We start from the raw sequence: 23,952 nt of genomic DNA on the forward strand, positions 1-23,952 counted from the left end.
GCGCCCGTTACAGTGATGGGTTTTCGTGACAATCAAATATTGCTTTTAGTATTTGTTTTTGAGCAATTAGCGTAATTACATGATAGATTGTGGACCGATGTGTCCACTGAACGGAGGGATTCATGAGAATTGGCATACCGGCCGAGACCAGGCCGGGCGAGACCCGCGTTGCTGCAACTCCCGAAACCGTCAAGAAGCTGGCTGCGAATCACCAGCTGCTAGTGGAGAGCGGCGCCGGGGTGCGCGCTTCCTACCCCGATGCGGCGTACGAGGCGGCCGGCGCCACCATCGTCGACGCGGCCACCGCTTTCGACGCGGACATGGTGCTCAAGGTCCGCAGCCCGGACGGCGCCGAGCGCGCCCGGATGCGTCCGGGCAGCGTCCTGGTCGGCATGCTCAATCCCTTCGATACCGAGAACCTGGCGGCGCTCGCCGGCGCCGGCCTGACCGCCTTTGCCCTCGAGGCCGCGCCGCGCATCACGCGCGCCCAGTCGATGGACGTGCTTTCCTCGCAGGCCAACATCGCCGGCTACAAGGCCGTGATGCTGGCCGCGAACACCTACCAGCGCTTCATGCCGATGCTGATGACGGCGGCGGGCACGGTCAAGGCCGCGCGCGTGCTGATCATGGGCGTGGGCGTGGCTGGCCTGCAGGCGATCGCCACCGCCAAGCGCCTGGGCGCCGTGATCGAAGCCTCGGACGTGCGCCCGCCCGTGAAGGAGCAGGTGGAGTCGCTCGGCGCCAAGTTCATCGACGTGCCCTACGAAACCGAAGAGGAACGCGAGATTGCACAGGGCGTGGGCGGCTATGCGCGCCCGATGCCGGCCAGCTGGATGCAGCGCCAGGCGGCGCTGGTGCACGAGCGCGCCAAACTGGCCGACATCATCATCACCACCGCCCTGATCCCGGGCCGCAAGGCGCCGACCCTGATCGGCGAAGAGACGGTGCAGGCCATGAAGCCGGGCTCGGTGATCGTCGACATGGCGGTCGAGCAGGGCGGCAACTGCCCGCTCACGGAGCTGGGCCGCACGGTGGTGAAGCATGGCGTGGTCATCATCGGCGAGCCGAACCTGGCCTCGATGGTGGCGGCCGACGCTTCCGCCTTGTATGCCCGCAATGTGCTGGACTTCCTCAAGCTCGTCATCGACAAGGAAGACCGGTTCGTGATCGACCGCGAGGACGAGATCGTGCGCGCCACGCTGGTGTGCGCGGACGGCGCTGTGTTGCGTACCTAAGAACAGGACCCGAGGAGCGAAGCATGGAAATCAGCCACACCATCATCAACCTGATCATCTTCGTGCTGGCCATCTACGTCGGCTACCACGTGGTCTGGAACGTCACTCCCGCGCTGCACACGCCCCTGATGGCGGTGACCAACGCGATCTCGGCCATCATCATCGTCGGCGCCATGCTGGCCGCCGGCCTTACCGAAGGCCTGGCCGGGCAGGTGGCCGGCACCGTCGCGGTGGCGCTGGCCGCGGTGAACGTCTTCGGCGGCTTCATGGTCACGCGCCGCATGCTCGAGATGTTCAAGAAGAAGGAGCCGAAGGCGGCCAAGGCGGCCCCGGGTTCGGCCGCGGGAGAACAGGCATGAACTTCATCAGCATGAACGTCGTGACCCTGTTCTACCTGGTGGCCTCGGTCTGCTTCATCCAGGCGCTCAAGGGCCTGTCCTCGCCGTCCACGGCGCGCATCGGCAATACCTTCGGCATGGCCGGCATGGCGATTGCCGTCCTGACCACCATCGCCCTGATGTTCAAGCTGCAGGCGCAACTCGCCACCGGCGGCATGGGTTTCACCCTGGTGCTTCTTGGGGTGGTGGTGGGCGGCGCGATCGGCGCGGTGGCGGCAAAGAAGGTCGAGATGACCAAGATGCCGGAGCTGGTGGCGGCGATGCACTCGCTGATCGGCCTGGCCGCCGTGTGCATCGCGATCGCCGCGGTGTCCGAGCCCTGGGCCTTCAACATCGCCACGCGCGACACCCCGCTGCCCTTCGGCAACCGCCTCGAACTCTTCATCGGCACCTTCGTGGGTGCGGTGACCTTCTCCGGTTCGGTGATCGCCTTCGGCAAGCTGTCGGGCAAATACAAGTTCCGCCTGTTCCAGGGCGCGCCGGTGCGCTTCGCCGGACAGCACATCCTGAACCTGGTGCTGGCGATCGCGATCATCGCGCTCGGGCTGGTGTTCTGCTTCGCCGATGGCGTGGCGCCCAGCTGGACGCCGTTCATCATCATGGCCGCGCTGTCCTTCGTGCTGGGCGTGTTGATCATCATCCCGATCGGCGGCGCCGACATGCCGGTGGTGGTCTCGATGCTGAACTCGTACTCGGGCTGGGCGGCGGCGGGCATCGGCTTCTCGCTGAACAACTCGATGCTGATCATCGCCGGTTCGCTAGTGGGCTCGAGCGGCGCGATCCTCTCCTACATCATGTGCAAGGCGATGAACCGCTCCTTCTTCAACGTGATCCTGGGCGGCTTCGGCGGCGAGGCGGCGGTGGACGATGGCGCGGCGAAGGAACAGCGCCCGGTGAAGTCCGGCTCGGCGGACGACGCCGCCTTCATCCTGCAGAACGCGGAATCGGTGATCATCGTTCCCGGCTACGGCCTGGCGGTGGCGCGCGCCCAGCACTCGGTGAAGGAACTGGTGGACAAGCTGACCGAGCACGGCGTGCAGGTGCGCTACGCGATCCACCCAGTGGCGGGCCGCATGCCGGGCCACATGAACGTGCTGCTGGCCGAGGCCGAGGTGCCTTACGACCAGGTGGTCGAGATGGAAGACATCAACGGCGAGTTCGGCCAGACCGACGTGGTGCTGGTGCTGGGCGCGAACGACGTGGTCAACCCCGCCGCCAAGGACCCGAAGTCGCCGATCGCCGGCATGCCCATCCTCGAGGCCTACAAGGCCAAGAGCATCATCGTCAACAAGCGCTCGATGGCCTCCGGCTATGCCGGCCTGGATAACGATCTGTTCTACCAGCCGAACACGATGATGGTGTTCGGCGACGCCAAGAAGGTGATCGAATCGATGGTCAAGGCCGTCGACTGATCAAATCTTGCAAACCTCATTAGGGTCAGTGTTGAATTATTTTCCAGGTGATCCCGCGATCGGTCGCGCTTGAATCAAACATGGCGCCTCCTCAACTGATCCAGGATGCCTGGCGAATCATTCGACGCTGCCCCTAATCCGTTCATCCAAACTTACGCAGAGCTACGTCGGGCCAGCTCTACCGTTGGATTCCTGCTTCACCGGGGCCGGTTTCGCCACGCGCTCAGGCACGTGGCCAGCGCCTTCCCCTCCACAGGCAGACACGGTGGAACTCACCGCCATATTCCTCAAATTGATCGCCGCGTTGACGTCGCGGTCATGCTGCGTACCGCAACCTGAACAGGTCCAATGCCTTGTTCTCAAGTCGAGCGACTCCCGCTTGTCGCCGCAGCAAGAGCACAATTTACTGCTTGGGAACCAGCGATCGACGATGACCACATGCCCGCCTCGCCAGGCTGACTTGTACTCCAGTTGGCGACGCAGCTCGTGAAAACCCATGTCGGAAACGGCCCGGGCCAGGCGGGAATTCGCCATCATGCCTTCCACATTGAGGTCTTCGATACCGATCGTGTGAAATCGTCGCGTGATGCTGTTGCTAAGTTTATGCAGGCTGTCACGTCGCATGTTGGCGACCTTCTCATGCAATCTGGCCAGTTTCAGCCTGGCCTTGGCGCGATTGCGCGAGCCCTTCACCTTGCGCGAAAAACTGTGCGACAGGCGCCGCAGACGCTCCAGCAAAGTCCGCAGCGCCTTCGGCCCTGCAAACTTTTCTTCCGTCGACAGCGTTGCCAGCGTCGTAATGCCCAAGTCCACCCCGACCGCGCCTTGGTTTTCGACTGGCGGTCCTGAAGGCTCAGGCGTGTCCACGGTAATGCTGACGTACCAATGATCGGCCACGCGCGAAATTGATGCCGATACGATGTGGCCTGCAAAGCGCAGTGTCTCGTGCATCCGGACCCATCCGAGTTTCGGGATGCGGATGCGCTTGTCTTGAATGCGAAATTTATCGTTGGATAAGCTAAAGCGGTCGTCCCGTCCTTTTTTGCGAAAGCTTGGAAACCCGGCGCGCTTGGCAAAGAAGTTTTCGAAAGCACGCCCCAGCTGCATGATCGCTATTTGTGGCGCGTTCTTCGTCACCTCCAGCATCCAAGGAAACCGCTCGCGCTTGATGGCGTTAAGTTGGCGACGCAATGCTCCTTCATTTTGCTTTGGCAGCGTTGGATCCATTTTCCAGGCTTCATGTTGCTTCTTCCATGCCTCCAGAGCCCAGTTGTAGGCGAAACGGGCAATGCCAGCCGCACGCGCGAAGTAGGTCGCTTGTACATTATTCGGATCGAGCCGGATGCGATGAGCTACGAACATTACACATCCTTTACCGTCTGCCGCATCCCGTCAACCAGCTTTGGTTTATGTAGCTACAGAACCTGTCCCTAGCCTCCCAGCGCCATAATGTGCTGAGCGAGACTCCCAAAGGCGACGGCAGCGATACCGATTGCGGCCAGTTTATTCATTACAGGATGAGATCGTGCAAAACTAGATAAGTTTCTGACTAACCGTTAAAACCCTCATCGATGAACGCGCTTCGTTTCAATGTCTTCGGCACCCTGGTTGCCATCAGCGGCAAGCCAGGTGCATGGCAGGCCTTCTATCCCGGCAACGACGGCACGCGCCGGCTGGCCGATTTCATCGTTCCCGCCGATGTCACCGAGGATGGGCTGGCCGACTACCTGGCCGACCTGTTCCATGAAGACGCGACCCCAAGGCGCAATACGGTCGAGCGCCTCCCTGCAAATTAGGTCCTAGCGGCGGCCGAACATCATCAGGTCGGCCAGCAGCAGGCGGGCCGGCTTGACGACGTCCAGCGCCGCCAGCGACAGGCCCAGCAGGGGCTGCAGCGGGCCGCCGCCGGTGAAGGCGCGGGCCATCGTGTCGGTCAGGGAAATCGTCAGACTGCGGTCCTGGGCTCGCTCGCGCATGAAGCCCTCGAGCGCGCCTGGGGTGGCGCCGCGGCCCAGCTGGCGCGCCAGTACGGCGGCGTCGCGCAGGCCGAGGTTCAGGCCCTGGCCGGCGACCGGGTGCAGGGTCTGGGCGGCATTGCCGATCGCGACCGTCCGCGCGGTGGCGCGCGCTTCGGCGTTCAGGCCGAGCGGGAAGGCGACGCGCGGCGAGGCCGACGTGAACCTTCCGAGGCGGGTGCCGAAGGCCTCGCCCAGCTGGGCCAGGAAACCGGCATCGTCGAGCAGCTGGACATCCAGCGCCCGTTCCGGCCGCATGCACCACACCAGCGCATACTGGTGGCCATCGCCGCCATCCTGCGGCAGCAGGGCCAGCGGGCCCTCGTCGGTGAAGCGCTCGAAGGCGCGGTGGGCAAGCGGCTCGCTCACGCTCACGCGCGCGATCAGGGCGGTCTGGCCATAGTCGCGCTGCTGCGCCTTGCTTTCCTGCTGGCCGAACACGCCGCCTTCCGCCTGCACCGCCACCCGGGCGAACACGGTGCGGCCGTCGTCGAGGCACAGCGCCACGCCATCGTCCGTTTCGTCGAAGGAGGCGACGCGGGCCGGGCGCAGGGTCGCCACGCCGGCCTTGTCGCAGGCGCGCGCCAGCGCATCCACCACGTCGCCGTAGCGCGCCACATAGCCCAGCGCCGGCAGCCTGTGCTCGGCGCGGTCCATCAGGCTGCGGCCCAGCTGGCCGCGGCGCGAAACGTGGATCTCGTGGATCGGCGTGGCCGGCAGCGGCCAGGCGCGCACTTCTTCGAGCAGCTGCACGCTGCCCCAGGACAGCGCGATCGAGCGCGGATCGGTGATCGCCTGGCCCAGCGACTTGCCGTCGATGAGGGCAATGCGCTTGCCCTCGACGCCGCGCCGGACCAGGAAGGCCGCCAGCGCCAGTCCGACCGGACCGGCGCCGCAGATCGCCACATCGACGTCAATGCCTTCGTCCGCCATCAGCGCTCCTTCATCATGTTCTCAATCTCGGCCACGCCCTTCGGTGCATCGCCCGAGAGCACCTGGCAGCCGTCGTCCGTGACGATCACGTCGTCCTCGATCCGGATGCCGATGTTCCAATACGCTTCCGGCACGCCCTCCGCCGGACGCACGTAGATGCCCGGCTCCACCGTCAGCGCCATCCCAGGCAGCAGGGGCCGCGAGGGCTTGTCGGCCACGCTCAGGTCGCGGTAAGGGCCGACGTCGTGCACGTCCATGCCGAGCCAGTGGCCGGTGCCGTGCATGTAGAACTGCAGGTGCGCCTTGTCGGCGATCGCATCTTCGGGCGAACCGTATTTTTGCTTGTCGAGCAGGCCGATATCGAGCATGCCCGCGGCCAGCACCTTGACCGCCGCCTCGTGCATGCCGCTGTACGGCTGTCCGGGCGCGATCGCGGCGAATGCCGCTTCCTGCGCGCGCAGGACCAGCTCGTACAAGGCTTTCTGCGGCGCACTGAAACGGCCACCCACCGGCCAGGTGCGCGTGATGTCCGAGGCATAGCCATCCAGCTCGCAGCCGGCATCGACCAGCACCAGCTCGCCCTCGCGGCATTGGCGGTCGTTCTGGTTGTAGTGCAGGACGCAGGCGTTGGCGCCGGAAGCGACGATCGGGGTATAGGCCGGGAACTGGGCGCCGTTGCGGCGGAATTCGTGCAGCAGCTCGGCCTCGATCTCGTATTCGAACACGCCGGGACGCGTAAACCGCATCGCACGGGCGTGGGCGGCTGCGGCGATGCCGGCGGCGCGCGCCATCAGCGCCTGTTCGTCCGCATCCTTCAGCAGGCGCATCTCGTCGAGCATGCCGAGCAGGTGGTGGGTGCTGCCGGGCGCCGTGATCCCGCTGCGGCCCTGCGCGCGCACGGCCTTGAGCCAGCTTGCAACCTGGGCGTCGAGGGCGGCGCTGTGGCCCAGCGCGTAGTACAGCGCCGGCACGTTGGCCAGCAGCTTGCCCATCTGCGCATCGAGTTCGCCGACCGGATAGGCCTCGTCGAAACCGAAGGCGATGCGCGCCGCTTCCGGTCCATGGCGGTAGCCGTCCCAGATCTCGCGCTCGGGATTCTTCTCGCGGCAGAACAGGATCGAGCGCGCAGGCGTGTCGCCCGAAGGGGCGAGCAACACCAGCACCGCCTCCGGTTCGGTAAAACCGGTCAGGTAATAGAAATAGCTGTCGTGCCGGTAGGGATAGTCGCTGTCGCCGTTGCGCAGCACTTCCGGCGCGGTGGCCAGCACCGCGACCGATCCTGGCTGCATGCGCGCCGCCACGCGAGCACGGCGTTCGATATGGCGCGCGACCGCGGCCGTCATGACCCCGTCTTGGCCGCCAGCGGCGCGTTGAGTTCTTCCAGCTGCTGGGCGGTGCCGACGTTGACCCACTGGCCGTTGTACAGCTCGCCGCCCACGCGGCCCTGCTCGATGAACTTGCGCATCAGGGGCCCGAACTTGACGAAGTCCCCGGCCTTGATCCCCTCGAACATCTCGGGGCGATAGACACCGATGCCGGCGAAGTTCCACTTGGCCGGGCCGTCGTTGCGCAGGGTGTACATGTCGAGCGCGAAGTCGCCCTCGGGGTTGTGCCAGGGATTCGGCGTCAGCCACAGCCAGGCGATGTCGCGCTTGTCCGGCGGGTAGGGGATGCCCAGCATGTCCTTGTCCTTCAGGACGTCGAACACCTGGGAAAAGTCGAAGTAGGGCGCGTAGATGTCGCCCGACACCGCCAGGAAGGGTTCGTCGCCCAGCAGGTGCAGGGCATTGGCGATGCCGCCCGCAGTCTCGAGCGGGGTCGGCTCGTGCGAGTACACGATGTGCGCACCGTACTTGCTGCCGTCGCCCAGCACGTCCTCGATCATGTGGCCGAGGTGCGAGTGGTTGATGACGATGTCCTTGATCCCGGCGCGCACCAGGTTCAGCACGTGGTAGGTGATCATCGGCCGTCCACGCACCTTGAGCAGCGGCTTGGGGCAGGCGTCCGTGAGCGGGCGCATGCGCTCGCCGCGGCCGGCGGCGAAAATCATGGCTTTCATGAGAAAGGAATCGTCCTCAGAAGGTGTAGCCGACCTGCGGCGCCTTGTCCTCGAGCGAATCGAGCAGGCGCAGCAGCGGTTTCAGTTCGGTGTAGCGGTTAGCGGTGCGGCGCACGTAATCCATGACGGTCGGCAGGTCGCCCAGGTAGTGCGGCTTGCCGTCGCGGTAGTTCAGGCGGCAGAAGATGCCGAGGATCTTCAGGTGACGCTGCAGGGCCATGAATTCGAAGTCGCGGTAGAAGGCGTCGATGTCGGGGTTCACCGGCAGGCCGACCTGCTTGGCGCTCTGCCAGTAGCGCACCACCCAGTCCAGCACGATCTCTTCGTCCCACTGGATGTAGGCGTCGCGCAGCAGCGAAGCCAGGTCGTAGGTGATCGGGCCGTAGACGGCGTCCTGGAAGTCGAGCACGCCCGGGTTGCCCTGTTCGAGCCACATCAGGTTACGCGAATGGAAATCGCGGTGCATGTAGACCTGCTGCTGCGCCAGCACGTTGGCGGTGATCGCCTCGAACACGCCATCGAGCTGCTTCTGCTGCTTGTCGTTCAGGGTCACACCCAGGTGACGCCCGATATACCATTCCGGGAACAGATTCATCTCGCGCAGCACGAAGGCGCGGTCGAATTCAGGCAGCTTGCCGGGCTCGCTGGCGAGCTGGAACTTGAGCAGGGCGTCGACCGCGCTCGAGTACATGAAAGCGGCATTGTCCGAGTCCAGGCGCTGCAGGTAGGTGGTCACGCCGAGGTCGGACAGCAGCAGGTAGCCGCTCTCGACGGCTCTAGCGACGATCGCCGGCACCGTGACGCCGGCATCCAGCAGGAGTCCCTGCACATGGATGAAGGCCGGCACGTTCTCGCGCTCGGGCGGGGCATCCATGGCCACCAGGGTCGCGCCCAGTTTCTCGCGCATGGCGGGAACAACGTCGTAGCGGAAATAACGACGGAAGCTGGCATCCGCGGATGCCGGGCGGCCGGTTTCCACTTCCACCAGGCCGGTCGAAGCCAGCCATTCGTTCAGCTGCTGCAGGCGCGCGTCCTTGTCAGCGGAAGTGGAAGAATTTTGATACAAAGAAGACATGAAGCGGCCTGGTGAATCGGGTTGATCAAAGTTATTCCCATATAATAAGGGATTCATTCCAAAAATACCGCCCTTTATGGCGCACGCAGATTCTCCATGAGCTGGTTTTCGGCCCACCCATTTCCTCCGCGACAAGCGCTCGCATTGTATGTACTGGCCAGTGCGGCCGCCGGCGTCGCGCTGCCGCTGCATGCACAGGACGTCGCTCCCACGCCACAGTCGAGCTCATCTCGCGATGAACAGGACCTGCCGATCACGATCCGCGCCGAGGAGATCAGCGGCCGTCCAGACCGCCAGATCAACCTCGAACGCAATGTCGAACTGACACGCGGTCAGACCCGCCTCACTGCCGACACCGCCTGCTACCAGCGCGTCGAAGACCAGGTAACGGCCGTCGGCAACGTCAACATGTGGCGCTTCGGCGACCGCTACAAGGGCGACGAGCTGCAGCTGAACCTCGAGACGGGCAAGGGCTACGTGCTGCGTCCCGAGTACCGTTTGCAGCTGAATAACGCCCAGGGCAATGCCTCGCGCATCGACTTCCTCGGCGAAGACGTGGCGCTGGTGCGCGACGGCACCTACAGCACCTGCGAAGGCCCGGACCCGGACTGGTACCTCAAGTCGAGCACCCTGCGCCTGGACAGCGGCCGCGACGTCGGCCTGGCCGGCAAGACCGTCATCTATTTCAAGGACGTGCCGATCATCGGCACCCCGGCCCTGTCGTTCTCGCTGTCGGGCGCGCGCCGCTCCGGCTGGCTGGCGCCCACCGTGGGCTTCGGCTCCAAGGGCAAGGCCGAGGTCATGGTGCCGTATTACTTCAACATCGCCCCCAACCGCGACCTGACGCTGTACCCGCGCATGATGTTCGACCGCGGCCTGCAGCTCGGCGCCACCGGGCGCTACCTCGGCGTCACCGACCTGGGCGCCTACAATGGCGAGACGCACGTCGAGGGCCTGCGCAAGGACCGCGAGACCGGCGAAGACCGCTGGCGCGTCGACTCAGTGCACACCCAGGCCCTCGGCCCGGGCTGGTCCTACGGCTGGAACCTGCATGCGGCTTCGGACGACGAATACCCGAGCGACTTCTCGCGCACCGTGGCGGCCAGCGCCGAGCGCCAGCTGCTGCGCGAGGTGCGCACCGACTTCGTCGGCCAGTTCTGGAACCTCTCCGCGCGCGCCCAGAACTACCAGGTGCTGCAGGACCCGGCGGCCGCCAGCGACCCGCGCCTGACGGTGCCGCGTCCCTACGACCGCCTGCCGCAGATTAACTTCCACGCCGGCCGCTACGACGTCAAGGGCTTCGACTGGGCGGTGGATGCCGAGGCGGTGAGCTTCTGGCACCCGGACTGGGTGCGCGGCAACCGCGCCGTGGCCGTGGCCCAGGTCAGCTACCCGTTCGTGCGTCCGGGCTGGTTCGTCACGCCCAAGCTCATCAGCCACCATACCAAGTATGACCTGGACCGCGCCAACGGCTACACCGGACCGACCAAGCTGTCGCGCAGCCTGAATACCTTCTCGCTCGACAGCGGCCTGGTGTTCGAGCGTGACACCACGCTGTTCAAGAACAGCATGACCCAGACCCTGGAACCGCGCCTGTTCTACGTGTACACGCCGTACAAGGACCAGAGCCTGTTCCCGAACTTCGATACCGGCCGCGCGGGCTTCAACTACGCCCAGCTGTTCAGCGAGAACCGCTTCGTCGGGCTGGATCGGGTGTCGGACGCCAACCAGATGACCGCCGCCGTGGTGTCGCGCTTCATCCAGTCCGACGGCGCCGAGCGCCTGCGCCTGGCCTTCGGCCAGCGCATCTATTTCGACGAGCCGCGCGTGCGCCTGCCGGGCGAGCCGGTGCACCAGAGCCGCTCGGACGTGCTGCTGGCGGCCTCGGGCCGCATCTCCGAAACCTGGAGCTTCGACAGCGGCGTACAATACGACGCGACCGGCAGCAACCTGTACAGCTCGAACCTGAGCACGCAGTGGCGCCCGGCCGCGATGAAGGTCCTGAACGCCGAATACCGCTACCAGCGCGGCAGCTTCCGCAACGTCGACCTGTCGGGGCAGTGGCCGCTGTCCTCGCGCTGGTACGGCGTCGGGCGCGTGAGCTATGCGCTGCGCTCGTACACCGTGGGCAGCGTCACGCCGGGCAAGGGCAAGCTGCTCGAGAGCCTGATCGGCCTGGAATACAAGGCCGATTGCTGGGTGTTCCGTTTCGGTGCACAGCGCTTCGTGACCGCGGCGCAGACCACCTCGACGCCGATCTTCTTCCAGCTCGAGCTCAATGGCCTGTCGCGCCTCGGTTCGGGCAACCCGCTCGAGGCCTTCAACAAGGCCGTGCCGGGCTACCAGCAGCTCACGACCAATGTGGGGCGGCCTTAAAATTTAAGGACGCCTTAAACGCCGTGGAGTACACTACTCGGCTGCTATTGAATGATTCTTCACCCTGAATGAGTGCTTTCCAGATGACGCGTACCACCCGTTTGCACACCATCAAGCTCGCCGCAACCCTGCTGTGCGCGCTGACCGCGGGCCAGGTTCTGGCCCAAGCCACGGCGCCGGCTGCGACGCCGGCCGCCAAGCCGGGCAGCGGCTTCCTGCCGCCGGCGTCCAGCAATGCCAAGGTGCTCGACTCGATCCACGTCGTCGTCAATGACGAAGTGATCACGAAAAACGAGGTGGGCAACCGCGTGGCCCAGACCGCGCAGAACCTGAAGGCGCGCAACGTGCAGCTGCCGGACCAGTCCACCCTGGAGCGCCAGGTGGTCGAGGCGATGATCGTCGAGCGCGCCCAGCTCCAGCTGGCCAAGGAAATGGGCGTGCGCGTCGATGACCGCCGCCTCGACGCCACCATCGCCCGCATCGCCGAGAACCAGAAGATGTCGGTGCAGGAGATGCGCAACCAGATGGAGAAAGAGGGCCTGCCTTTCGGGCAGTTCCGTGAAGACATCCGCAACGAGATCATGATGCAGCAGTTGCGCGAGCACGAGGTCGACTCCAAGATCCAGGTCTCGGAAGCCGAGATCGACACCTACCTGGCCGCCTCCAAGGCTGCCGCGGCCGAGCGCGTCGAGATGAACCTGGCGCAGATCCTCGTGGCGGTGCCCGAGAACGCCTCGCCCGAGCAGATCGCGGCACGCCGCGCGCGCGCCGACGAAGTGGCGCGCCAGCTGCGCACCGGCGCGGACTTCGCCAAGATGGCCGCGACCTATTCCGACGCGCCCGACGCCCTGAAGGGCGGCGAAATCGGCTGGCGCGACCCGGACCGCCTGCCGGCCATCTTCGCCACCGAGCTGCGCAAGCTGAACAAGGGCCAGGTCACTCCCATCATCAAGACCAACGTCGGTTTCCACATCCTCAAGATGGCCGACAAGCGCAACCTGGCCGACGAGGCCGCGCCCGAGGACGCCGTGGTCCAGCAGACCCGCGTCAGCCACATCCTCATGAAGCCGACGCCGACCATGAACGCGGCCGAGGTCAAGAAGAAGCTGCTCGAGCTGAAGGAAAAGATCGTCAACAAGAGCGCCACCTTCGAAGACCTGGCGCGCCAGAACAGCCAGGAACCGGGCAGTGCGGCCAAGGGCGGCGACCTGGGCTGGCTGGAGCCGGGCGACGCCGGTCCGGAATTCGACCAGGCCCTGTCCACCCTGAAGCCGGGCGAGGTCTCGGACGTCATCGAGTCGCCGTTCGGCTTCCACATCCTGCGCGTCACCGAGCGCAAGTCGGAAGACCAGAGCAAGCAGCGCGAGCGTAACAATGCACGCCAGGTGCTGCGCGAACGCAAGATGCAGGAAGCGCTGGAAGACTGGATGCGCCAGGTGCGCGACCGCGCCTACGTCGAGTTCCGCGAGGAGCAGTAAGCCATGCTGATGTCGAACGGACGCCGGCCCACCCTCGCGGTCACGGTCGGCGAGCCGGCCGGCATCGGTCCCGAGATCTCGATCCGCGCGGCCTGGGCGCTGCGCGAATCCGCCAACTGCGTGCTGGTCGGCGACGCCGCCTTCCTGGCGCTCACCGCCAGCCTGATCGATCCCGCCATCCGCCTGTCGGCCCTGTCGATCCAGGCCCTGCGCAACGGCGGCCTGCCGCATTTCGGCAAGGACCGCCTGGCCGTCGTCGACGTGCCGCTTGCCGCCCACGTGGTCCCGGGCCTGCTGAATGCCGAGAACGGGCGCGCCGTGCTGGCGACCCTGGACCTCGCGATCGAAGGCGCCAAGTGTGGCTGGTTCGACGGCATCGTTACCGCGCCGCTCCAGAAAAGCACGATCAACGACGCCGGCGTGGCCTTTTCCGGCCATACCGAATACCTGGCCGAGAAGACCGACACCCCGAAGGTCGTGATGATGCTGGCGGGGCAGCCCGGCGCGGCAGGGGGAAATGAGCAGCCCTACCTGCGCGTGGCGCTGGCCACCACCCATCTGCCGCTGAAGGACGTCCCGGCGGCGCTGACGCCGGAGAGCCTGGCGCAGGTGATCGACATCGTCGACGCCGACCTGAAGAACAAGTTCGGCATCGCCGCGCCGCGCATCCTGGTCACCGGCCTGAACCCGCACGCGGGCGAGAACGGCTACCTGGGCCGCGAAGAGATCGAGGTCATCACGCCCGTACTCGAAGCGGCACGGGCGCGCGGCATCGACGCGCGCGGTCCCTATCCGGCCGACACCCTGTTCCAGCCGAAGTACCTGCAGGATGCCGACTGCGTGCTGGCGATGTACCACGACCAGGGCCTGCCGGTGCTGAAGCACGCCACTTTCGGGCGCGGCATCAACGTCACGCTCGGCCTGCCGATCGTGCGCACCTCGGTCGACCACGGCACCGCGCTCGACCTGGCGGCACAGGGCCTGGGCCTGGCCGACTGCGGCAGCATGGAGGAGGCGATCCGCGCCGCCATGCAGATGGCGGCCTCGCACCGCCGCTGAACGAACACAACTACTAGAACACCATGAGCAAACACGTAGCACGCAAGCGCTTCGGCCAGAACTTCCTGACCGACAAACTCGTCCTGGACAACATCATCGACGCCATCGGCCCGCAGCGCGGCCAGGCGATGGTCGAGATCGGGCCGGGCCTGGCCGCCATGACGGCGCTGCTGCTCAAGTCGCTCGACCACATGCACGTCGTCGAGCTGGACCGCGACCTGGTGGCGCGCCTGGAAAAGGCCTACCCGCGAGAGAAGCTCACCGTGCACTCGGGCGATGCGCTGAAGTTCGATTTCGGCTCCATTCCTGTGCCGGAAGGCCGGAAGCTGCGCGTGGTCGGCAACCTGCCGTACAACATCTCGAGCCCGCTGCTGTTCCACCTGGCGGAATTCGCGCCGCTGGTCGAGGACCAGCATTTCATGCTGCAGAAGGAAGTGGTCGAGCGCATGGTGGCCGAGCCGGGCACCAAGGCCTACAGCCGCCTGTCGGTGATGCTGCAGTGGCGCTACGACATGGACCTGCTGTTCATCGTCCCGCCGACCGCCTTCGACCCGCCGCCCCAGGTGGACTCGGCGATCGTGCGCATGATCCCCAAGCGCCAGAAGCTGGAAGTGGACGGCGACAAGCTGGAAAAAGTCGTGGCCAAGGCCTTCTCGCAGCGCCGCAAGGTGATCCGCAACTGCGTGGCGGGCATGTTCACCGAGGCGCAGCTGGTCGAAGCCGGGATCGATCCGGGCGCACGGCCGGAAGCGGTGGGCCTGGAACAGTACGTGGCGCTGGCAAACCTGCTCTGATCGTCCCGCGCTGGGCGGCGCCTTGCCGCCCAGTCAAACTCCCCTCAATCCTGCTCTACATTGCGCTGCACAACGACAGCGTATCCCATTTTTTGTCCCTTCATCCGCCAATTCCTGCAGTCCGTCGCACCCCGGTGGAAGCCGCGGGACGCCTTGGCTAAAGTGCTTCCATCGACAAGCCGCACGACACACGAAGCGGCCACCAATTCACCGAAGGGAGCACAAAATGAACGTCCTCAAGCACATGGAAGCCATCTTCCTCGCCACCCTGGTCCTCGCCGGCGTCAGCAGCTATGCGCAAGCCGCCACCAGCCGCGCGGCCGAGGCATACAATGCCCAGGTGTCGGTGGGCGCCTCGCAGGTCGCCGTGGTGAAGGTCACGGCCAAGCGTCCGGCCTGATGTCCGATGCCCCCTTCCGGCCACCGCCGGGCGGCGGGCAAAAAAAAAGCCCGCTGGGTAGCGGGCTTGAAATCCAATTCTTTTCTGAGGAGAGTTGGAGGAGACAGGAGCTAGTATGCTGCGTTACAGCATATAAGTCCAATTTTCCTTTCGCATATTCGACATAAGTTTTTCGAATATCTTATGAGGAGCGGACGCAGGTGATGTTGATGTTGGTAACATCGACGTCACCCATGATGCCGGTCGGGTTCTGGACCGTGCAGACGGCGTCTTTTGGCTGGGTCACGATGGTCACGCCATAGGACTGGTTGTACTCCACCGGCACAACCATCGAGTACTTGAACGCGGCGCCGGTGGTGTTGGCTTCAGGTGGGATGATCACGGTGGTGCCGGTGGTGCTGCCATTGGCCAGCACCAGGCCGGTATTGTCCTTGGTCAGGCCCGTGACTTCGCCGCCGATCGCATGCGTCTGGATGAAGCACTCGAAGCGGGCATTGATCACGGCCAGCTGGCCGGCCGTGCCGGTCGTGCTGTTCGGCGCGTATTGGTAGATGCGGCAGTCCTGGTGCTGCGGATTGGACGTGATGCGCACGTCGTAGGTGTCGCCGTACTCCAGCTTTTTGGCGAAACTGAACGTGACTTCTTCGCCAGCCTTGGCCGGCGGCGCGATGTTGATGGTCTCGGTGCCGTTATTGGTCAGCGTCATGCCCGGGTACACGATACCTGCGACGCGGCCGCCCACCGTAAAACTGTCGTCGTCGCCACCGCCACCGCAGGATGCCAGGGCCGCTGCCATTGCCAGCATGCTTGCCGGACGGATCAGGGAAAACTTCATGAAGCTTGCTCCAGGATATACAGTGTTGATCAAGTACGCGGGCCGCAGGTCACGGTCACGTTGGTGATGTCGGCCTGGCCCACGGTGCCGCTGCCGTTGGCAACCGTGCAGGTCTGGTTGTCGGGCTGGGTCAGGATGGCGATGCCGTAGGGCGCGTCTTCGTTGACCTTGGCCATGCTGAAGGAGGTGGCGCCGGGGGCGACCGTGACGCGGTCGGAACCGTTGACCAGTACCAGGTTGCCGGTGAGGCCGGTGACGGTGCCCTTCAGCTCATGCTGGCGGATGGTGCACTCGACGTAGATGGTGTTGATGTCGATGGCGACCTTGCCTTTTCCGTTGGTTACGGTGCAAGTTTCAGCATTGCTCGGGAAACTCTTGGCCGTCACGTTGTAGTCGGAATCGGTTTCCACCATGTTAGGGAAATAGAAATTGCCGATACCTCCGTTGGTCGGATTGATGACAAGGTCGGAGCCGCCATTGTTCTGCAGGACCAGGCCAGGCTTGGTCACGCCCGAAAACGAACCGCCAATAACCCGGTCGCCATCGCCGCCGCCGCAGGCGGACAGCGCCAGCGCGCATGCCAGCGCAGCACCGGCACGCAGGTACGAACTCTTCATAATTTCTCCAAAAAATCTGACTGGTGAACGTGCAAGCGTGTGCAAGTGAGCTGTGGACACGCTGGTGGACGAGCTACGACCACATTATATTAGCCCAACATTTTAGTCCATTTAACAAGCGACTGGACGGTTTGCCTTTGTATCACGCTGTAACCGTGGGTAGCAGGGGGCAGTGCCCGATTGCTTTCTACGGGCGTGCTCGCTATCCTTGGGCCAGGCACCCATCTTCCAAGCAAGCACACCATGATCCAGCGCCGCGCCTGGCCCAAAGCCGTATTGTTCGACCTCGACGACACCCTGTGGCCGATCGCCCCGGTGATCCTGGAGGCCGAGCAGATCCTGTTCGCCTGGCTGCGCCAGCATGCGCCGCGGGTGGCGCAGCAGTTCACCATCGAGACGCTGCGCCAGGCCCGGCTCGAGCTGCTGGCGCGCCAGCCCGAATTCCAGCTCGACCTGGGCGCCCTGCGCCGGGCCGGCCTGATCGCCGCCTTCGAGCAGGCCGGCGAGGATGCGGGCAAGGTGGAACTGGCGATGACCGAATTCTTCGCGGCACGCAATGCGGTGATTCCCTACGACGACGTGCTGCCCGGCCTGCTGCGCCTGAAGGGCAGGGTGCGGATCGGCTCGGTCACCAACGGCAATGCCGACCTGCAGACGATCGGCCTGGCGCGCCATTTCGATGCCTCGGTCGCCGCCCCCGGCTTCGGCGTCGCCAAGCCGGACCCGCGGATCTTCCTGGAGGCCTGCCGTCTGCTGGACGTGGCGCCGCAGGAGGCGGTGTACGTGGGCGACGACCTGCTGCTGGACGTCCAGGGCGCCCAGCGCGCCGGGCTGCGCGCCGTGTGGATGAACCGGATCGGCAAGGTCAACGACATGCCGGAGCAGGTCCGCCCCGACCTGGAAACGAGCAGCCTGGACGGGCTGCTGGACTGGCTCAAGCGCGAGCACGCCTGAACTGGCGCCCCGCCCGCTATCGCGTGCATAATAAGAGCATGCAACTCGAACCCCGCGCCCAGACCCTGCTCAAAGCCCTCGTCGAGCGCTACATCGCCGACGGCCAGCCTGTCGGTTCGCGTGCGCTGTCGAAGATTTCCGGCCTCGACCTGTCGCCGGCCACGATCCGCAACATCATGGCCGACCTCGAGGAAATGGGCTACGTCGCCAGTCCGCACACCTCGGCCGGCCGCATCCCGACCCCGCGCGGCTACCGGCTGTTCGTCGACACCCTGCTCACCGTGCAGCACATCGACGAGCAGGCTGCCCAGCACATGCGTCTCCCGAGCCAGCAGCCCCAGAAGATCATCGCCAACGCGGCCCAGATGCTGTCCTCGCTGTCGCAGTTCGCCGGCGTGGTGCAAAGCCCGCGGCGCGAGTCGGTGTTCCAGCAGATCGAATTCCTGCGCCTGTCCGAAAAGCGCATCCTGCTGGTCATCGTCGATCCGCGCGGCGACGTCCAGAACCGCCTCTTGCACACCGACGTCGACTACACGCCGGGCCAGCTGACCCAGTCGGCCAATTACCTGAACCAGAACTATGCGGGCCTCACCTTCGACCAGGTGCGCGCGCGCCTGAGCGGCGAGCTGCGCCAGCTGCGCGACGACATGGGCAAGCTGATGCAGGTGGCGGTGGAGGCGGGCAGCGAGGCGATGGCCGAGGGCGACGACATGGTGATCGCGGGCGAACGCAACCTGCTGTCGGTGTCGGACCTGTCGTCCAACATGTCGTCCCTGCGCCAGATGTTCGAGATGTTCGAGCAGAAGACCGGCCTGATGCAGCTGCTCGAGGTGTCGAGCAAGGCCGGCGGAGTGCAGATCTTCATCGGCGGCGAATCCAAGCTGGTGCCGATGGACGAGATGAGCGTGGTGACGGCGCCCTACGAGGTCAATGGACGCATCGTCGGCACCCTGGGAGTGATCGGGCCGACGCGCATGGCCTACGAGCGCGTGATTCCGATTGTCGACATCACGGCCAAGCTGCTGTCGAACGCCCTGAGCCAGTCGTAGGGTGTAAAAAGCGGCCATGGCTGCGTTGCCTCGTCTCGCCGTACTACCCGTACTGTCTTCGACTCGGCGCCTTGCCCTGGCCGCTTTTTACACCCCTACCTGAATCAGTGGCGGTGCGGGCAGGCCGGCTTCACGCAATTGCCGTAGATCGCCAGCGAGTGCTCGGCGATCTTGAAGCCGCGTTCCACCGCGATCTTGTGCTGGCGCGCTTCGATTTCTTCGTCGTAGAACTCTTCCACGTGGCCGCAGTCGAGGCAGACGAGGTGGTCGTGGTGCGAACCGGCATTCAGCTCGTAGATGGCCTTGCCGGTCTCGAAGTGGTTGCGGTTCAGCAGGCCGGCCTGTTCGAACTGGGTCAGCACGCGGTACACGGTGGCCAGGCCCACGTCCATGTTGTCGGCGAGGAGGATTTTGTAGACATCTTCCGCCGTCAGGTGCCGAACGGAGCTGTTCTGGAAGATTTCCAGGATTTTCAGGCGTGGCAGCGTTGCCTTCAGGCCGCTGGCCTTCAGGTCGGTGGGGTTGTTACTCATGTTTGTTGCTCGTAGTTTGGCGGAGTGCTTTATGATATAGCGTTTTGGAGCTCCCGCTCAAACGTTTTGAGGTTACCTATGCGCGTCAAACCAGCCGTTCTCCACCGATTCTCAAGCCGGGCAGTCGTCGTGGCCGGCCTCGCATGCACGCTGATGCTGTCCGGCTGCGCCGCCTGGCGCAACCAGACGCGTCCCGCGCCGCCGGTGAGCACGGACCCGGCGGCTGTCGCCGCGGACGCACAGAAGTCGGCCGCTGCCGCGAATGCCGGCGCCCAGACCGTCCAGGCCACCAAGCTGCAGAAGTTCATGTGGGTGTTCTCGCCCTACCGCCCCGACATCCAGCAGGGTAACTTCGTCTCGCAGGAGATGCTGGACCAGCTGAAGGTCGGCCAGACCCGCGACCAGGTGCGCTTCCTCCTCGGTACCCCGCTGCTGAACGACGTCTTCCACCAGGACCGCTGGGACTACCCGTTCTACCTCGCGCGCGGCAACGGCGAGCTGACCACCAGCCGCGTCACCGTCTTCTTCAAGGACGACAAGGTCGAGCGCTTCGAAGGCGGCAACCTGCCGACCGAGCGCGAATACATCGACCGCATCGCCGGCCCGTCCAAGGTCAGCACCAAGGCCAAGCCTGAATCGCGCCCGATGGAAGCGCCCAAGGTCGGCGGCGCCCCGGTGGTGCAGCCATGACCACCAAGTTGAAAATCGCCGTCGCCGGCGCCAGCGGCCGCATGGGCCGCATGCTGGTCGAAGCCATCGGGGCCGCGCCGGACGCCGAGCTGGCAGGTGCGCTCGACGTCGCGGGTTCGCCCTCGATCGGCATGGACGCCGGCGCCTTCGCCGGCCAGCTGACCGGCGTGATCATCCAGTCCGACCTCGCCAGCGCACTGAAGAACGCCGACGTGCTGATCGACTTCACCCGTCCCGAAGGCACGCTGCGCCACCTGGAATACTGCGCGGCCAACGGCGTGCAGCTGGTGATCGGCACCACCGGCTTCGACGATGCCGGCAAGGCGGCGATCCATGCTGCCGGCGAGAAGGTCGGCATCGTGTTCGCCCCGAACATGAGCGTGGGCGTGAACGTCACCCTCAAGCTGCTGGAAATGGCGGCCAGGAGCTTCAGCGAAGGCTACGACATCGAGATCGTCGAGGCGCACCACCGCCACAAGGTGGACGCACCGAGCGGCACCGCCCTCAAGATGGGCGAAGTCATCGCCGACGCCCTGGGTCGCGACCTGAAGGAATGCGCCGTCTACGGCCGCGAAGGCGTGACCGGCGAGCGCGACCCGTCGACGATCGGCTTTGCCACCGTGCGCGGCGGCGACGTGGTGGGCGACCATACCGTCATGTTCCTCGGCACCGGTGAGCGCATTGAGATCAGCCACAAGTCGAGCAGCCGCGTCACCTACGCCCATGGCGCCGTCCGCGCCGCACGCTTCCTGTCGGGCAAGCCGAACGGCCTGTTCGGCATGGACGACGTGCTGGGCCTGAAGGGGTAAGCATGGCCGTCGCGGAACTGAACGGCGCGGCCATCGTCGACGAGGCCTCCTTCCATCTTGAATCCCGGCGCGCGTTCGGCTTCCCCGAGTCCTATGCCGGCAGCATCGACGCCTGGGTCGACTGCCTGAGCTACCTGCGCGACGAGGAAAACATGACCAAGTTCCGGCTCAAGCCGAATGAGGTGCTGGAAATCGTCATCGCCGATGCCGACAGGATGAAGGCGGCCGTGCCGGACCTGCTGGACGAAATCGCCTTTTGCGTGGGCGGCATCAACGAGCGCTACGAGGACTACGGCGAGAAGCCGGCGCTGGAGCTGGTGCTGCGCTAAACCTTAGCCCACGGCTTTAAGACCGTCATTCCGGCGAAGGCCGGAATCCAATTTTGTTTGCGTTGCCGTGGCCCATGCGTAGGCCAACGCGGTGCGACGAACTTGGATTCCCGCCTGCGCGGGAATGACGGTTTTTCATTCTGTGGTCATAAAGACATCGCCGCAGGCGCTACTTACGCCTGGTCCACCGCCTTTCGCCGCAGTGCAAAATGAAACAGTATAATGTTCTGTTCCACCCTCCACGTCTGCAAGAAATCATGCAAGAAAAATATAGTCCAGCTGAAGTCGAACAGGCCGCCCAGGCCTACTGGAAGTCGATCGACGCCTACAAGGCCGTCGAGAACGACCCACGTTTCCCAAAAGGCAAGTATTACGCCTGCTCGATGCTGCCTTATCCGTCGGGCAAGCTGCACATGGGTCACGTGCGCAACTATACGATCAATGACGTGATGTACCGCTACCTGCGGATGAACGGCTACAACGTCCTGATGCCGATGGGCTGGGACGCCTTCGGCATGCCGGCCGAGAACGCGGCGATGGCGAACAACGTGCCGCCGGCCGAGTGGACCTATTCGAACATCGCCCACATGCGCGGGCAGATGGAATCGATGGGCCTGGCCATCGACTGGTCGCGCGAGATGACCGCCTGCAAGCCGGAATACTACAAGTGGAACCAGTGGATGTTCCTCAAGATGCTCGAGAAGGGCATCATCTACCAGAAGACCGGCACCGTGAACTGGGACCCGGTGGACCAGACCGTGCTGGCCAACGAACAGGTGGTGGACGGCCGCGGCTGGCGCTCGGGCGCGCTGATCGAGAAGCGCGAGATCCCGATGTACTACGTGCGCATCACCGAGTACGCGGACGAGCTGCTGGACTACGTCGACAACAAGCTGCCGGGCTGGCCGGAGCGCGTGCGCATCATGCAGGCCAACTGGATCGGCAAGTCGACCGGCGTGCGCTTCGCCTTCCCGCACCAGATCAAGGACGAATCGGGTGAGCTCATCAACGAGGGCAAGCTGTACGTCTTCACCACCCGCGCCGACACCATCATGGGCGTGACCTTCTGCGCCGTGGCGGCCGAGCACCCGCTGGCCCAGCACGCAGCAAAAGACAACCCGGAACTGCAGGCCTTCATCGCCGAGTGCAAGCTGGGTTCCGTCATCGAAGCCGACATGGCGACGATGGAAAAGAAAGGCATGCCGACCGGCCTGACCGTGACCCACCCGGTGACGGGCGAGCAGCTGCCGGTCTGGGTCGGCAACTACGTCCTGATGACCTACGGCGACGGCGCCGTGATGGGCGTGCCGGGCCACGACGAGCGCGACTTCGGCTTCGCCACCAAATACAATCTGCCGATCAAGCAGGTGGTTGCCGTCGAAGGCCAGGAATTCTCGCTGGACGGCTGGCAGGAATGGTACGGCGACAAGGAAGCTGGCCGCACCGTCAACTCGGGCAAGTACGACGGCCTGGACTACATCGCCGCCGTCAACGCGGTGGCCGGCGACCTTGCCGCCCAGGGCCTGGGCGACAAGAAGGTCACCTTCCGCCTGCGCGACTGGGGCATCTCGCGCCAGCGCTACTGGGGCACCCCGATCCCGATGATCCACTGCGGCGACTGCGGCGCGGTGCCTGTGCCGGAAGCAGACCTGCCGGTCGTGCTGCCGGAACACCTGGTCCCGGACGGCACCGGCAACCCGCTCAACAAGGACGAAGCCTTCCTGAAGTGCGATTGCCCCAAGTGCGGCAAGCTGGCGCGCCGCGAGACCGACACGATGGATACCTTCATCGATTCGTCCTGGTACTACATGCGCTATACCTCGCCGGGCTCCAACGACAAGATGGTCGACGAGCGCAACGACTACTGGATGCCGATGGACCAGTACATCGGCGGCATCGAGCACGCCGTCATGCACCTGCTGTACGCGCGCTTCTGGACCAAGGTGATGCGCGACTTCGGCCTGCTGAAGTTCGACGAGCCCTTCGTGAACCTGCTGACCCAGGGCATGGTGCTGAACGAGACCTACTACCGCGAAGACCAGTCCGGCAAGAAGACCTGGTTCAACCCGGCCGACGTCGAGCTCACGTTCGACGACAAGGGCCGCCCGCAGAGCGCCGTCCTGAAATCGGATGGCCAGCCGGTCCAGATCGGCGGCACCGAGAAGATGTCGAAGTCGAAGAACAACGGCATCGACCCGCAGGCGCAGATCGAGCAGTACGGCGCCGACACCGCGCGCCTGTTCACCATGTTCGCCTCGCCGCCGGAGCAGACCCTGGAGTGGTCGAACAGCGGCGTGGAAGGCGCGAGCCGCTTCCTGCGCCGCGTCTGGGCCTACGGCTACGCGCAGCGCGAGCGCATCGCCAATGCCCTGAAAGGCCAGCAGCAAGGTTCGCTGGACGACGCCCAGAAGACCCTGCGCCGTGAAGTGCACAAGGTGCTGCAGCAGGCCGACTATGACCTGAAGCGCATCCAGTACAACACCGTGGTCTCGGCCTGCATGAAGATGCTCAACACGCTGGAGTCGGCCAAGCTGGCCGAGGGTGTGGCGTCGGATGCGGTGATCGCCGAAGGCTTCTCGATCTTCCTGCGCCTGCTGAACCCGGTGGCGCCGCACATCACCCACGGTCTGTGGCAGGAACTGGGCTATGCCGCCGTCCATGGCGACATCCTCAACGTGCAGTGGCCGCAAGTCGACCCGGCCGCGCTGGAGCAGTCGGAGATCGAGCTGATGATCCAGGTGAACGGCAAGCTGCGCGGTTCGGTCAAGGTGCCGAAGGATGCCGACAAGGCGAGCATCGAAGCGGCTGCGCTGGCCGAGGAATCGGTCAGCAAGTTCATCGAGGGCACGCCGAAGAAGGTCATCGTGGTGCCGGGCAAACTCATCAACATCGTGGTGTAAAT

General features: G+C 64.9%; 23 protein-coding genes. 15 read left to right on the forward strand and 8 right to left on the reverse strand.

Annotation, left to right across the window (positions count from 1 at the left end; genetic code table 11):
• Positions 1–122 precede the first annotated feature (122 nt).
• Genes B2R83_RS11545 through B2R83_RS11555 form a run of 3 tightly spaced genes read left to right on the forward strand, consistent with a single transcriptional unit; the run spans position 123 to position 3,045 of the window.
• Positions 123–1,235, forward strand: coding sequence for a Re/Si-specific NAD(P)(+) transhydrogenase subunit alpha (locus B2R83_RS11545; protein ID WP_292041292.1), 1,113 nt, complete (start codon positions 123–125; stop codon positions 1,233–1,235).
• 23 nt (positions 1,236–1,258) lie between these two features.
• A complete protein-coding gene (locus tag B2R83_RS11550; RefSeq protein WP_209587106.1) occupies positions 1,259–1,594 on the forward strand; it encodes a proton-translocating transhydrogenase family protein in 336 nt (111 codons plus the stop codon).
• The gene (locus B2R83_RS11555) at positions 1,591–3,045 is read left to right on the forward strand and encodes an NAD(P)(+) transhydrogenase (Re/Si-specific) subunit beta (protein ID WP_209587107.1); all 1,455 of its coding nucleotides are present in this window, start codon (positions 1,591–1,593) and stop codon (positions 3,043–3,045) included. Before B2R83_RS11550 ends, B2R83_RS11555 begins: the two co-directional genes overlap by 4 nt.
• A 162-nt stretch (positions 3,046–3,207) precedes the next feature.
• Here the strand turns inward: B2R83_RS11555 and B2R83_RS11560 are convergent, their stop codons facing one another.
• Complete coding sequence (locus B2R83_RS11560; protein ID WP_209587108.1) at positions 3,208–4,407, reverse strand: RNA-guided endonuclease InsQ/TnpB family protein; 1,200 nt, start codon at positions 4,405–4,407, stop codon at positions 3,208–3,210.
• A 209-nt stretch (positions 4,408–4,616) separates the two neighbouring features.
• Between B2R83_RS11560 and B2R83_RS11565 the strand changes: the two genes are divergently transcribed.
• Entirely contained in the window at positions 4,617–4,841 is a 225-nt protein-coding gene (locus B2R83_RS11565; protein ID WP_292041298.1) for a DUF7661 family protein, read from the forward strand.
• A 3-nt stretch (positions 4,842–4,844) separates the two neighbouring features.
• Here the strand turns inward: B2R83_RS11565 and B2R83_RS11570 are convergent, their stop codons facing one another.
• The 4 genes from B2R83_RS11570 to B2R83_RS11585 are packed head-to-tail and all read right to left on the reverse strand — an operon-like array spanning position 4,845 to position 9,127.
• Entirely contained in the window at positions 4,845–5,993 is a 1,149-nt protein-coding gene (locus B2R83_RS11570) for a UbiH/UbiF/VisC/COQ6 family ubiquinone biosynthesis hydroxylase (protein ID WP_292041300.1), read from the reverse strand.
• Positions 5,993–7,336 (reverse strand): aminopeptidase P N-terminal domain-containing protein, encoded by a 1,344-nt coding sequence (locus B2R83_RS11575; RefSeq protein ID WP_292041302.1) that lies wholly within the window; start codon positions 7,334–7,336, stop codon positions 5,993–5,995. The genes B2R83_RS11570 and B2R83_RS11575 overlap by 1 nt, the downstream gene beginning before the upstream one ends.
• Positions 7,333–8,052 (reverse strand): N-acetylmuramate alpha-1-phosphate uridylyltransferase MurU, encoded by a 720-nt coding sequence (gene murU / locus B2R83_RS11580; RefSeq protein ID WP_292041303.1) that lies wholly within the window; start codon positions 8,050–8,052, stop codon positions 7,333–7,335. Before murU ends, B2R83_RS11575 begins: the two co-directional genes overlap by 4 nt.
• A gap of 16 nt (positions 8,053–8,068) precedes the next feature.
• A complete protein-coding gene (locus B2R83_RS11585) occupies positions 8,069–9,127 on the reverse strand; it encodes an aminoglycoside phosphotransferase family protein (protein WP_292041305.1) in 1,059 nt (352 codons plus the stop codon).
• 96 nt (positions 9,128–9,223) lie between these two features.
• Between B2R83_RS11585 and B2R83_RS11590 the strand changes: the two genes are divergently transcribed.
• The 5 genes from B2R83_RS11590 to B2R83_RS11610 all read left to right on the forward strand — a co-directional run bounded on the left by B2R83_RS11590 (position 9,224) and on the right by B2R83_RS11610 (position 15,234).
• Entirely contained in the window at positions 9,224–11,503 is a 2,280-nt protein-coding gene (locus tag B2R83_RS11590; RefSeq protein WP_292041306.1) for an LPS-assembly protein LptD, read from the forward strand.
• Between the two features lie 83 nt (positions 11,504–11,586).
• Positions 11,587–12,981 carry a peptidylprolyl isomerase gene (locus tag B2R83_RS11595; protein WP_292041308.1) on the forward strand — a complete coding sequence of 465 codons (1,395 nt, stop codon included), beginning with the start codon at positions 11,587–11,589 and terminating at the stop codon, positions 12,979–12,981.
• Positions 12,982–12,990: 9 nt separating this feature from the next.
• On the forward strand, positions 12,991–14,040 hold the full coding sequence (pdxA, locus tag B2R83_RS11600) for a 4-hydroxythreonine-4-phosphate dehydrogenase PdxA (protein ID WP_292041369.1): 1,050 nt from the start codon (positions 12,991–12,993) through the stop codon (positions 14,038–14,040).
• 23 nt (positions 14,041–14,063) lie between these two features.
• Positions 14,064–14,834, forward strand: a complete 771-nt coding sequence (gene rsmA / locus B2R83_RS11605) for a 16S rRNA (adenine(1518)-N(6)/adenine(1519)-N(6))-dimethyltransferase RsmA (protein ID WP_292041310.1) — start codon at positions 14,064–14,066, stop codon at positions 14,832–14,834.
• A gap of 226 nt (positions 14,835–15,060) precedes the next feature.
• A complete protein-coding gene (locus tag B2R83_RS11610) occupies positions 15,061–15,234 on the forward strand; it encodes a hypothetical protein (protein ID WP_169728133.1) in 174 nt (57 codons plus the stop codon).
• 181 nt (positions 15,235–15,415) lie between these two features.
• Here B2R83_RS11610 and B2R83_RS11615 read toward each other — a convergent pair whose 3' ends face one another.
• The gene (locus B2R83_RS11615; protein ID WP_209587117.1) at positions 15,416–16,069 is read right to left on the reverse strand and encodes a hypothetical protein; all 654 of its coding nucleotides are present in this window, start codon (positions 16,067–16,069) and stop codon (positions 15,416–15,418) included.
• Positions 16,070–16,098: 29 nt separating this feature from the next.
• Positions 16,099–16,686 carry a hypothetical protein gene (locus B2R83_RS11620; protein ID WP_292041315.1) on the reverse strand — a complete coding sequence of 196 codons (588 nt, stop codon included), beginning with the start codon at positions 16,684–16,686 and terminating at the stop codon, positions 16,099–16,101.
• A gap of 243 nt (positions 16,687–16,929) precedes the next feature.
• On the opposite strand from B2R83_RS11620, the gene B2R83_RS11625 reads away from it, so the two are divergent.
• Together B2R83_RS11625 and hrcA are read left to right on the forward strand one after the other, a co-directional pair.
• Positions 16,930–17,640, forward strand: a complete 711-nt coding sequence (locus B2R83_RS11625) for an HAD family hydrolase (RefSeq protein ID WP_292041317.1) — start codon at positions 16,930–16,932, stop codon at positions 17,638–17,640.
• Positions 17,641–17,678: 38 nt separating this feature from the next.
• The gene (hrcA, locus tag B2R83_RS11630; protein WP_209587120.1) at positions 17,679–18,689 is read left to right on the forward strand and encodes a heat-inducible transcriptional repressor HrcA; all 1,011 of its coding nucleotides are present in this window, start codon (positions 17,679–17,681) and stop codon (positions 18,687–18,689) included.
• A 104-nt stretch (positions 18,690–18,793) separates the two neighbouring features.
• Here hrcA and fur read toward each other — a convergent pair whose 3' ends face one another.
• Positions 18,794–19,222, reverse strand: coding sequence for a ferric iron uptake transcriptional regulator (fur, locus tag B2R83_RS11635; protein ID WP_027866534.1), 429 nt, complete (start codon positions 19,220–19,222; stop codon positions 18,794–18,796).
• A gap of 78 nt (positions 19,223–19,300) precedes the next feature.
• Here fur and B2R83_RS11640 point away from each other — a divergent pair, with 78 nt between their 5' ends.
• The 4 genes from B2R83_RS11640 to leuS all read left to right on the forward strand — a co-directional run bounded on the left by B2R83_RS11640 (position 19,301) and on the right by leuS (position 23,950).
• Positions 19,301–19,912, forward strand: a complete 612-nt coding sequence (locus B2R83_RS11640) for an outer membrane protein assembly factor BamE (protein WP_229413128.1) — start codon at positions 19,301–19,303, stop codon at positions 19,910–19,912.
• The gene (gene dapB, locus B2R83_RS11645) at positions 19,909–20,721 is read left to right on the forward strand and encodes a 4-hydroxy-tetrahydrodipicolinate reductase (RefSeq protein WP_292041323.1); all 813 of its coding nucleotides are present in this window, start codon (positions 19,909–19,911) and stop codon (positions 20,719–20,721) included. The genes B2R83_RS11640 and dapB overlap by 4 nt, the downstream gene beginning before the upstream one ends.
• A gap of 2 nt (positions 20,722–20,723) precedes the next feature.
• Entirely contained in the window at positions 20,724–21,050 is a 327-nt protein-coding gene (locus tag B2R83_RS11650) for a barstar family protein (protein WP_292041325.1), read from the forward strand.
• A 257-nt stretch (positions 21,051–21,307) separates the two neighbouring features.
• Positions 21,308–23,950 (forward strand): leucine--tRNA ligase, encoded by a 2,643-nt coding sequence (gene leuS, locus B2R83_RS11655; protein ID WP_292041328.1) that lies wholly within the window; start codon positions 21,308–21,310, stop codon positions 23,948–23,950.
• The last annotated feature ends 2 nt before the right edge of the window (positions 23,951–23,952 follow it).

Source organism: Massilia sp. UBA6681 (genome assembly GCF_002454935.1).
GTDB lineage: Bacteria > Pseudomonadota > Gammaproteobacteria > Burkholderiales > Burkholderiaceae_D > Telluria > Telluria varians.

What these genes read in the sequence shown, in the direction of transcription:
- B2R83_RS11570 (WP_292041300.1), bottom strand. Translation starts at nt 5,993, where the DNA reads ATGGCGGACGAAGGCATTGACGTCGATGTGGCGATCTGCGGCGCCGGT.
- fur (WP_027866534.1), bottom strand. Translation starts at nt 19,222, where the DNA reads ATGAGTAACAACCCCACCGACCTGAAGGCCAGCGGCCTGAAGGCAACG.
- B2R83_RS11545 (WP_292041292.1), top strand. Translation starts at nt 123, where the DNA reads ATGAGAATTGGCATACCGGCCGAGACCAGGCCGGGCGAGACCCGCGTT.
- B2R83_RS11560 (WP_209587108.1), bottom strand. Translation starts at nt 4,407, where the DNA reads ATGTTCGTAGCTCATCGCATCCGGCTCGATCCGAATAATGTACAAGCG.
- B2R83_RS11585 (WP_292041305.1), bottom strand. Translation starts at nt 9,127, where the DNA reads ATGTCTTCTTTGTATCAAAATTCTTCCACTTCCGCTGACAAGGACGCG.
- murU (WP_292041303.1), bottom strand. Translation starts at nt 8,052, where the DNA reads ATGAAAGCCATGATTTTCGCCGCCGGCCGCGGCGAGCGCATGCGCCCG.
- B2R83_RS11595 (WP_292041308.1), top strand. Translation starts at nt 11,587, where the DNA reads ATGACGCGTACCACCCGTTTGCACACCATCAAGCTCGCCGCAACCCTG.
- B2R83_RS11565 (WP_292041298.1), top strand. Translation starts at nt 4,617, where the DNA reads ATGAACGCGCTTCGTTTCAATGTCTTCGGCACCCTGGTTGCCATCAGC.
- B2R83_RS11610 (WP_169728133.1), top strand. Translation starts at nt 15,061, where the DNA reads ATGAACGTCCTCAAGCACATGGAAGCCATCTTCCTCGCCACCCTGGTC.
- B2R83_RS11590 (WP_292041306.1), top strand. Translation starts at nt 9,224, where the DNA reads ATGAGCTGGTTTTCGGCCCACCCATTTCCTCCGCGACAAGCGCTCGCA.
- dapB (WP_292041323.1), top strand. Translation starts at nt 19,909, where the DNA reads ATGACCACCAAGTTGAAAATCGCCGTCGCCGGCGCCAGCGGCCGCATG.
- pdxA (WP_292041369.1), top strand. Translation starts at nt 12,991, where the DNA reads ATGTCGAACGGACGCCGGCCCACCCTCGCGGTCACGGTCGGCGAGCCG.
- B2R83_RS11620 (WP_292041315.1), bottom strand. Translation starts at nt 16,686, where the DNA reads ATGAAGAGTTCGTACCTGCGTGCCGGTGCTGCGCTGGCATGCGCGCTG.
- B2R83_RS11640 (WP_229413128.1), top strand. Translation starts at nt 19,301, where the DNA reads ATGCGCGTCAAACCAGCCGTTCTCCACCGATTCTCAAGCCGGGCAGTC.
- rsmA (WP_292041310.1), top strand. Translation starts at nt 14,064, where the DNA reads ATGAGCAAACACGTAGCACGCAAGCGCTTCGGCCAGAACTTCCTGACC.
- B2R83_RS11555 (WP_209587107.1), top strand. Translation starts at nt 1,591, where the DNA reads ATGAACTTCATCAGCATGAACGTCGTGACCCTGTTCTACCTGGTGGCC.
- B2R83_RS11575 (WP_292041302.1), bottom strand. Translation starts at nt 7,336, where the DNA reads ATGACGGCCGCGGTCGCGCGCCATATCGAACGCCGTGCTCGCGTGGCG.
- B2R83_RS11615 (WP_209587117.1), bottom strand. Translation starts at nt 16,069, where the DNA reads ATGAAGTTTTCCCTGATCCGTCCGGCAAGCATGCTGGCAATGGCAGCG.
- B2R83_RS11550 (WP_209587106.1), top strand. Translation starts at nt 1,259, where the DNA reads ATGGAAATCAGCCACACCATCATCAACCTGATCATCTTCGTGCTGGCC.
- B2R83_RS11650 (WP_292041325.1), top strand. Translation starts at nt 20,724, where the DNA reads ATGGCCGTCGCGGAACTGAACGGCGCGGCCATCGTCGACGAGGCCTCC.
- B2R83_RS11625 (WP_292041317.1), top strand. Translation starts at nt 16,930, where the DNA reads ATGATCCAGCGCCGCGCCTGGCCCAAAGCCGTATTGTTCGACCTCGAC.
- leuS (WP_292041328.1), top strand. Translation starts at nt 21,308, where the DNA reads ATGCAAGAAAAATATAGTCCAGCTGAAGTCGAACAGGCCGCCCAGGCC.
- hrcA (WP_209587120.1), top strand. Translation starts at nt 17,679, where the DNA reads ATGCAACTCGAACCCCGCGCCCAGACCCTGCTCAAAGCCCTCGTCGAG.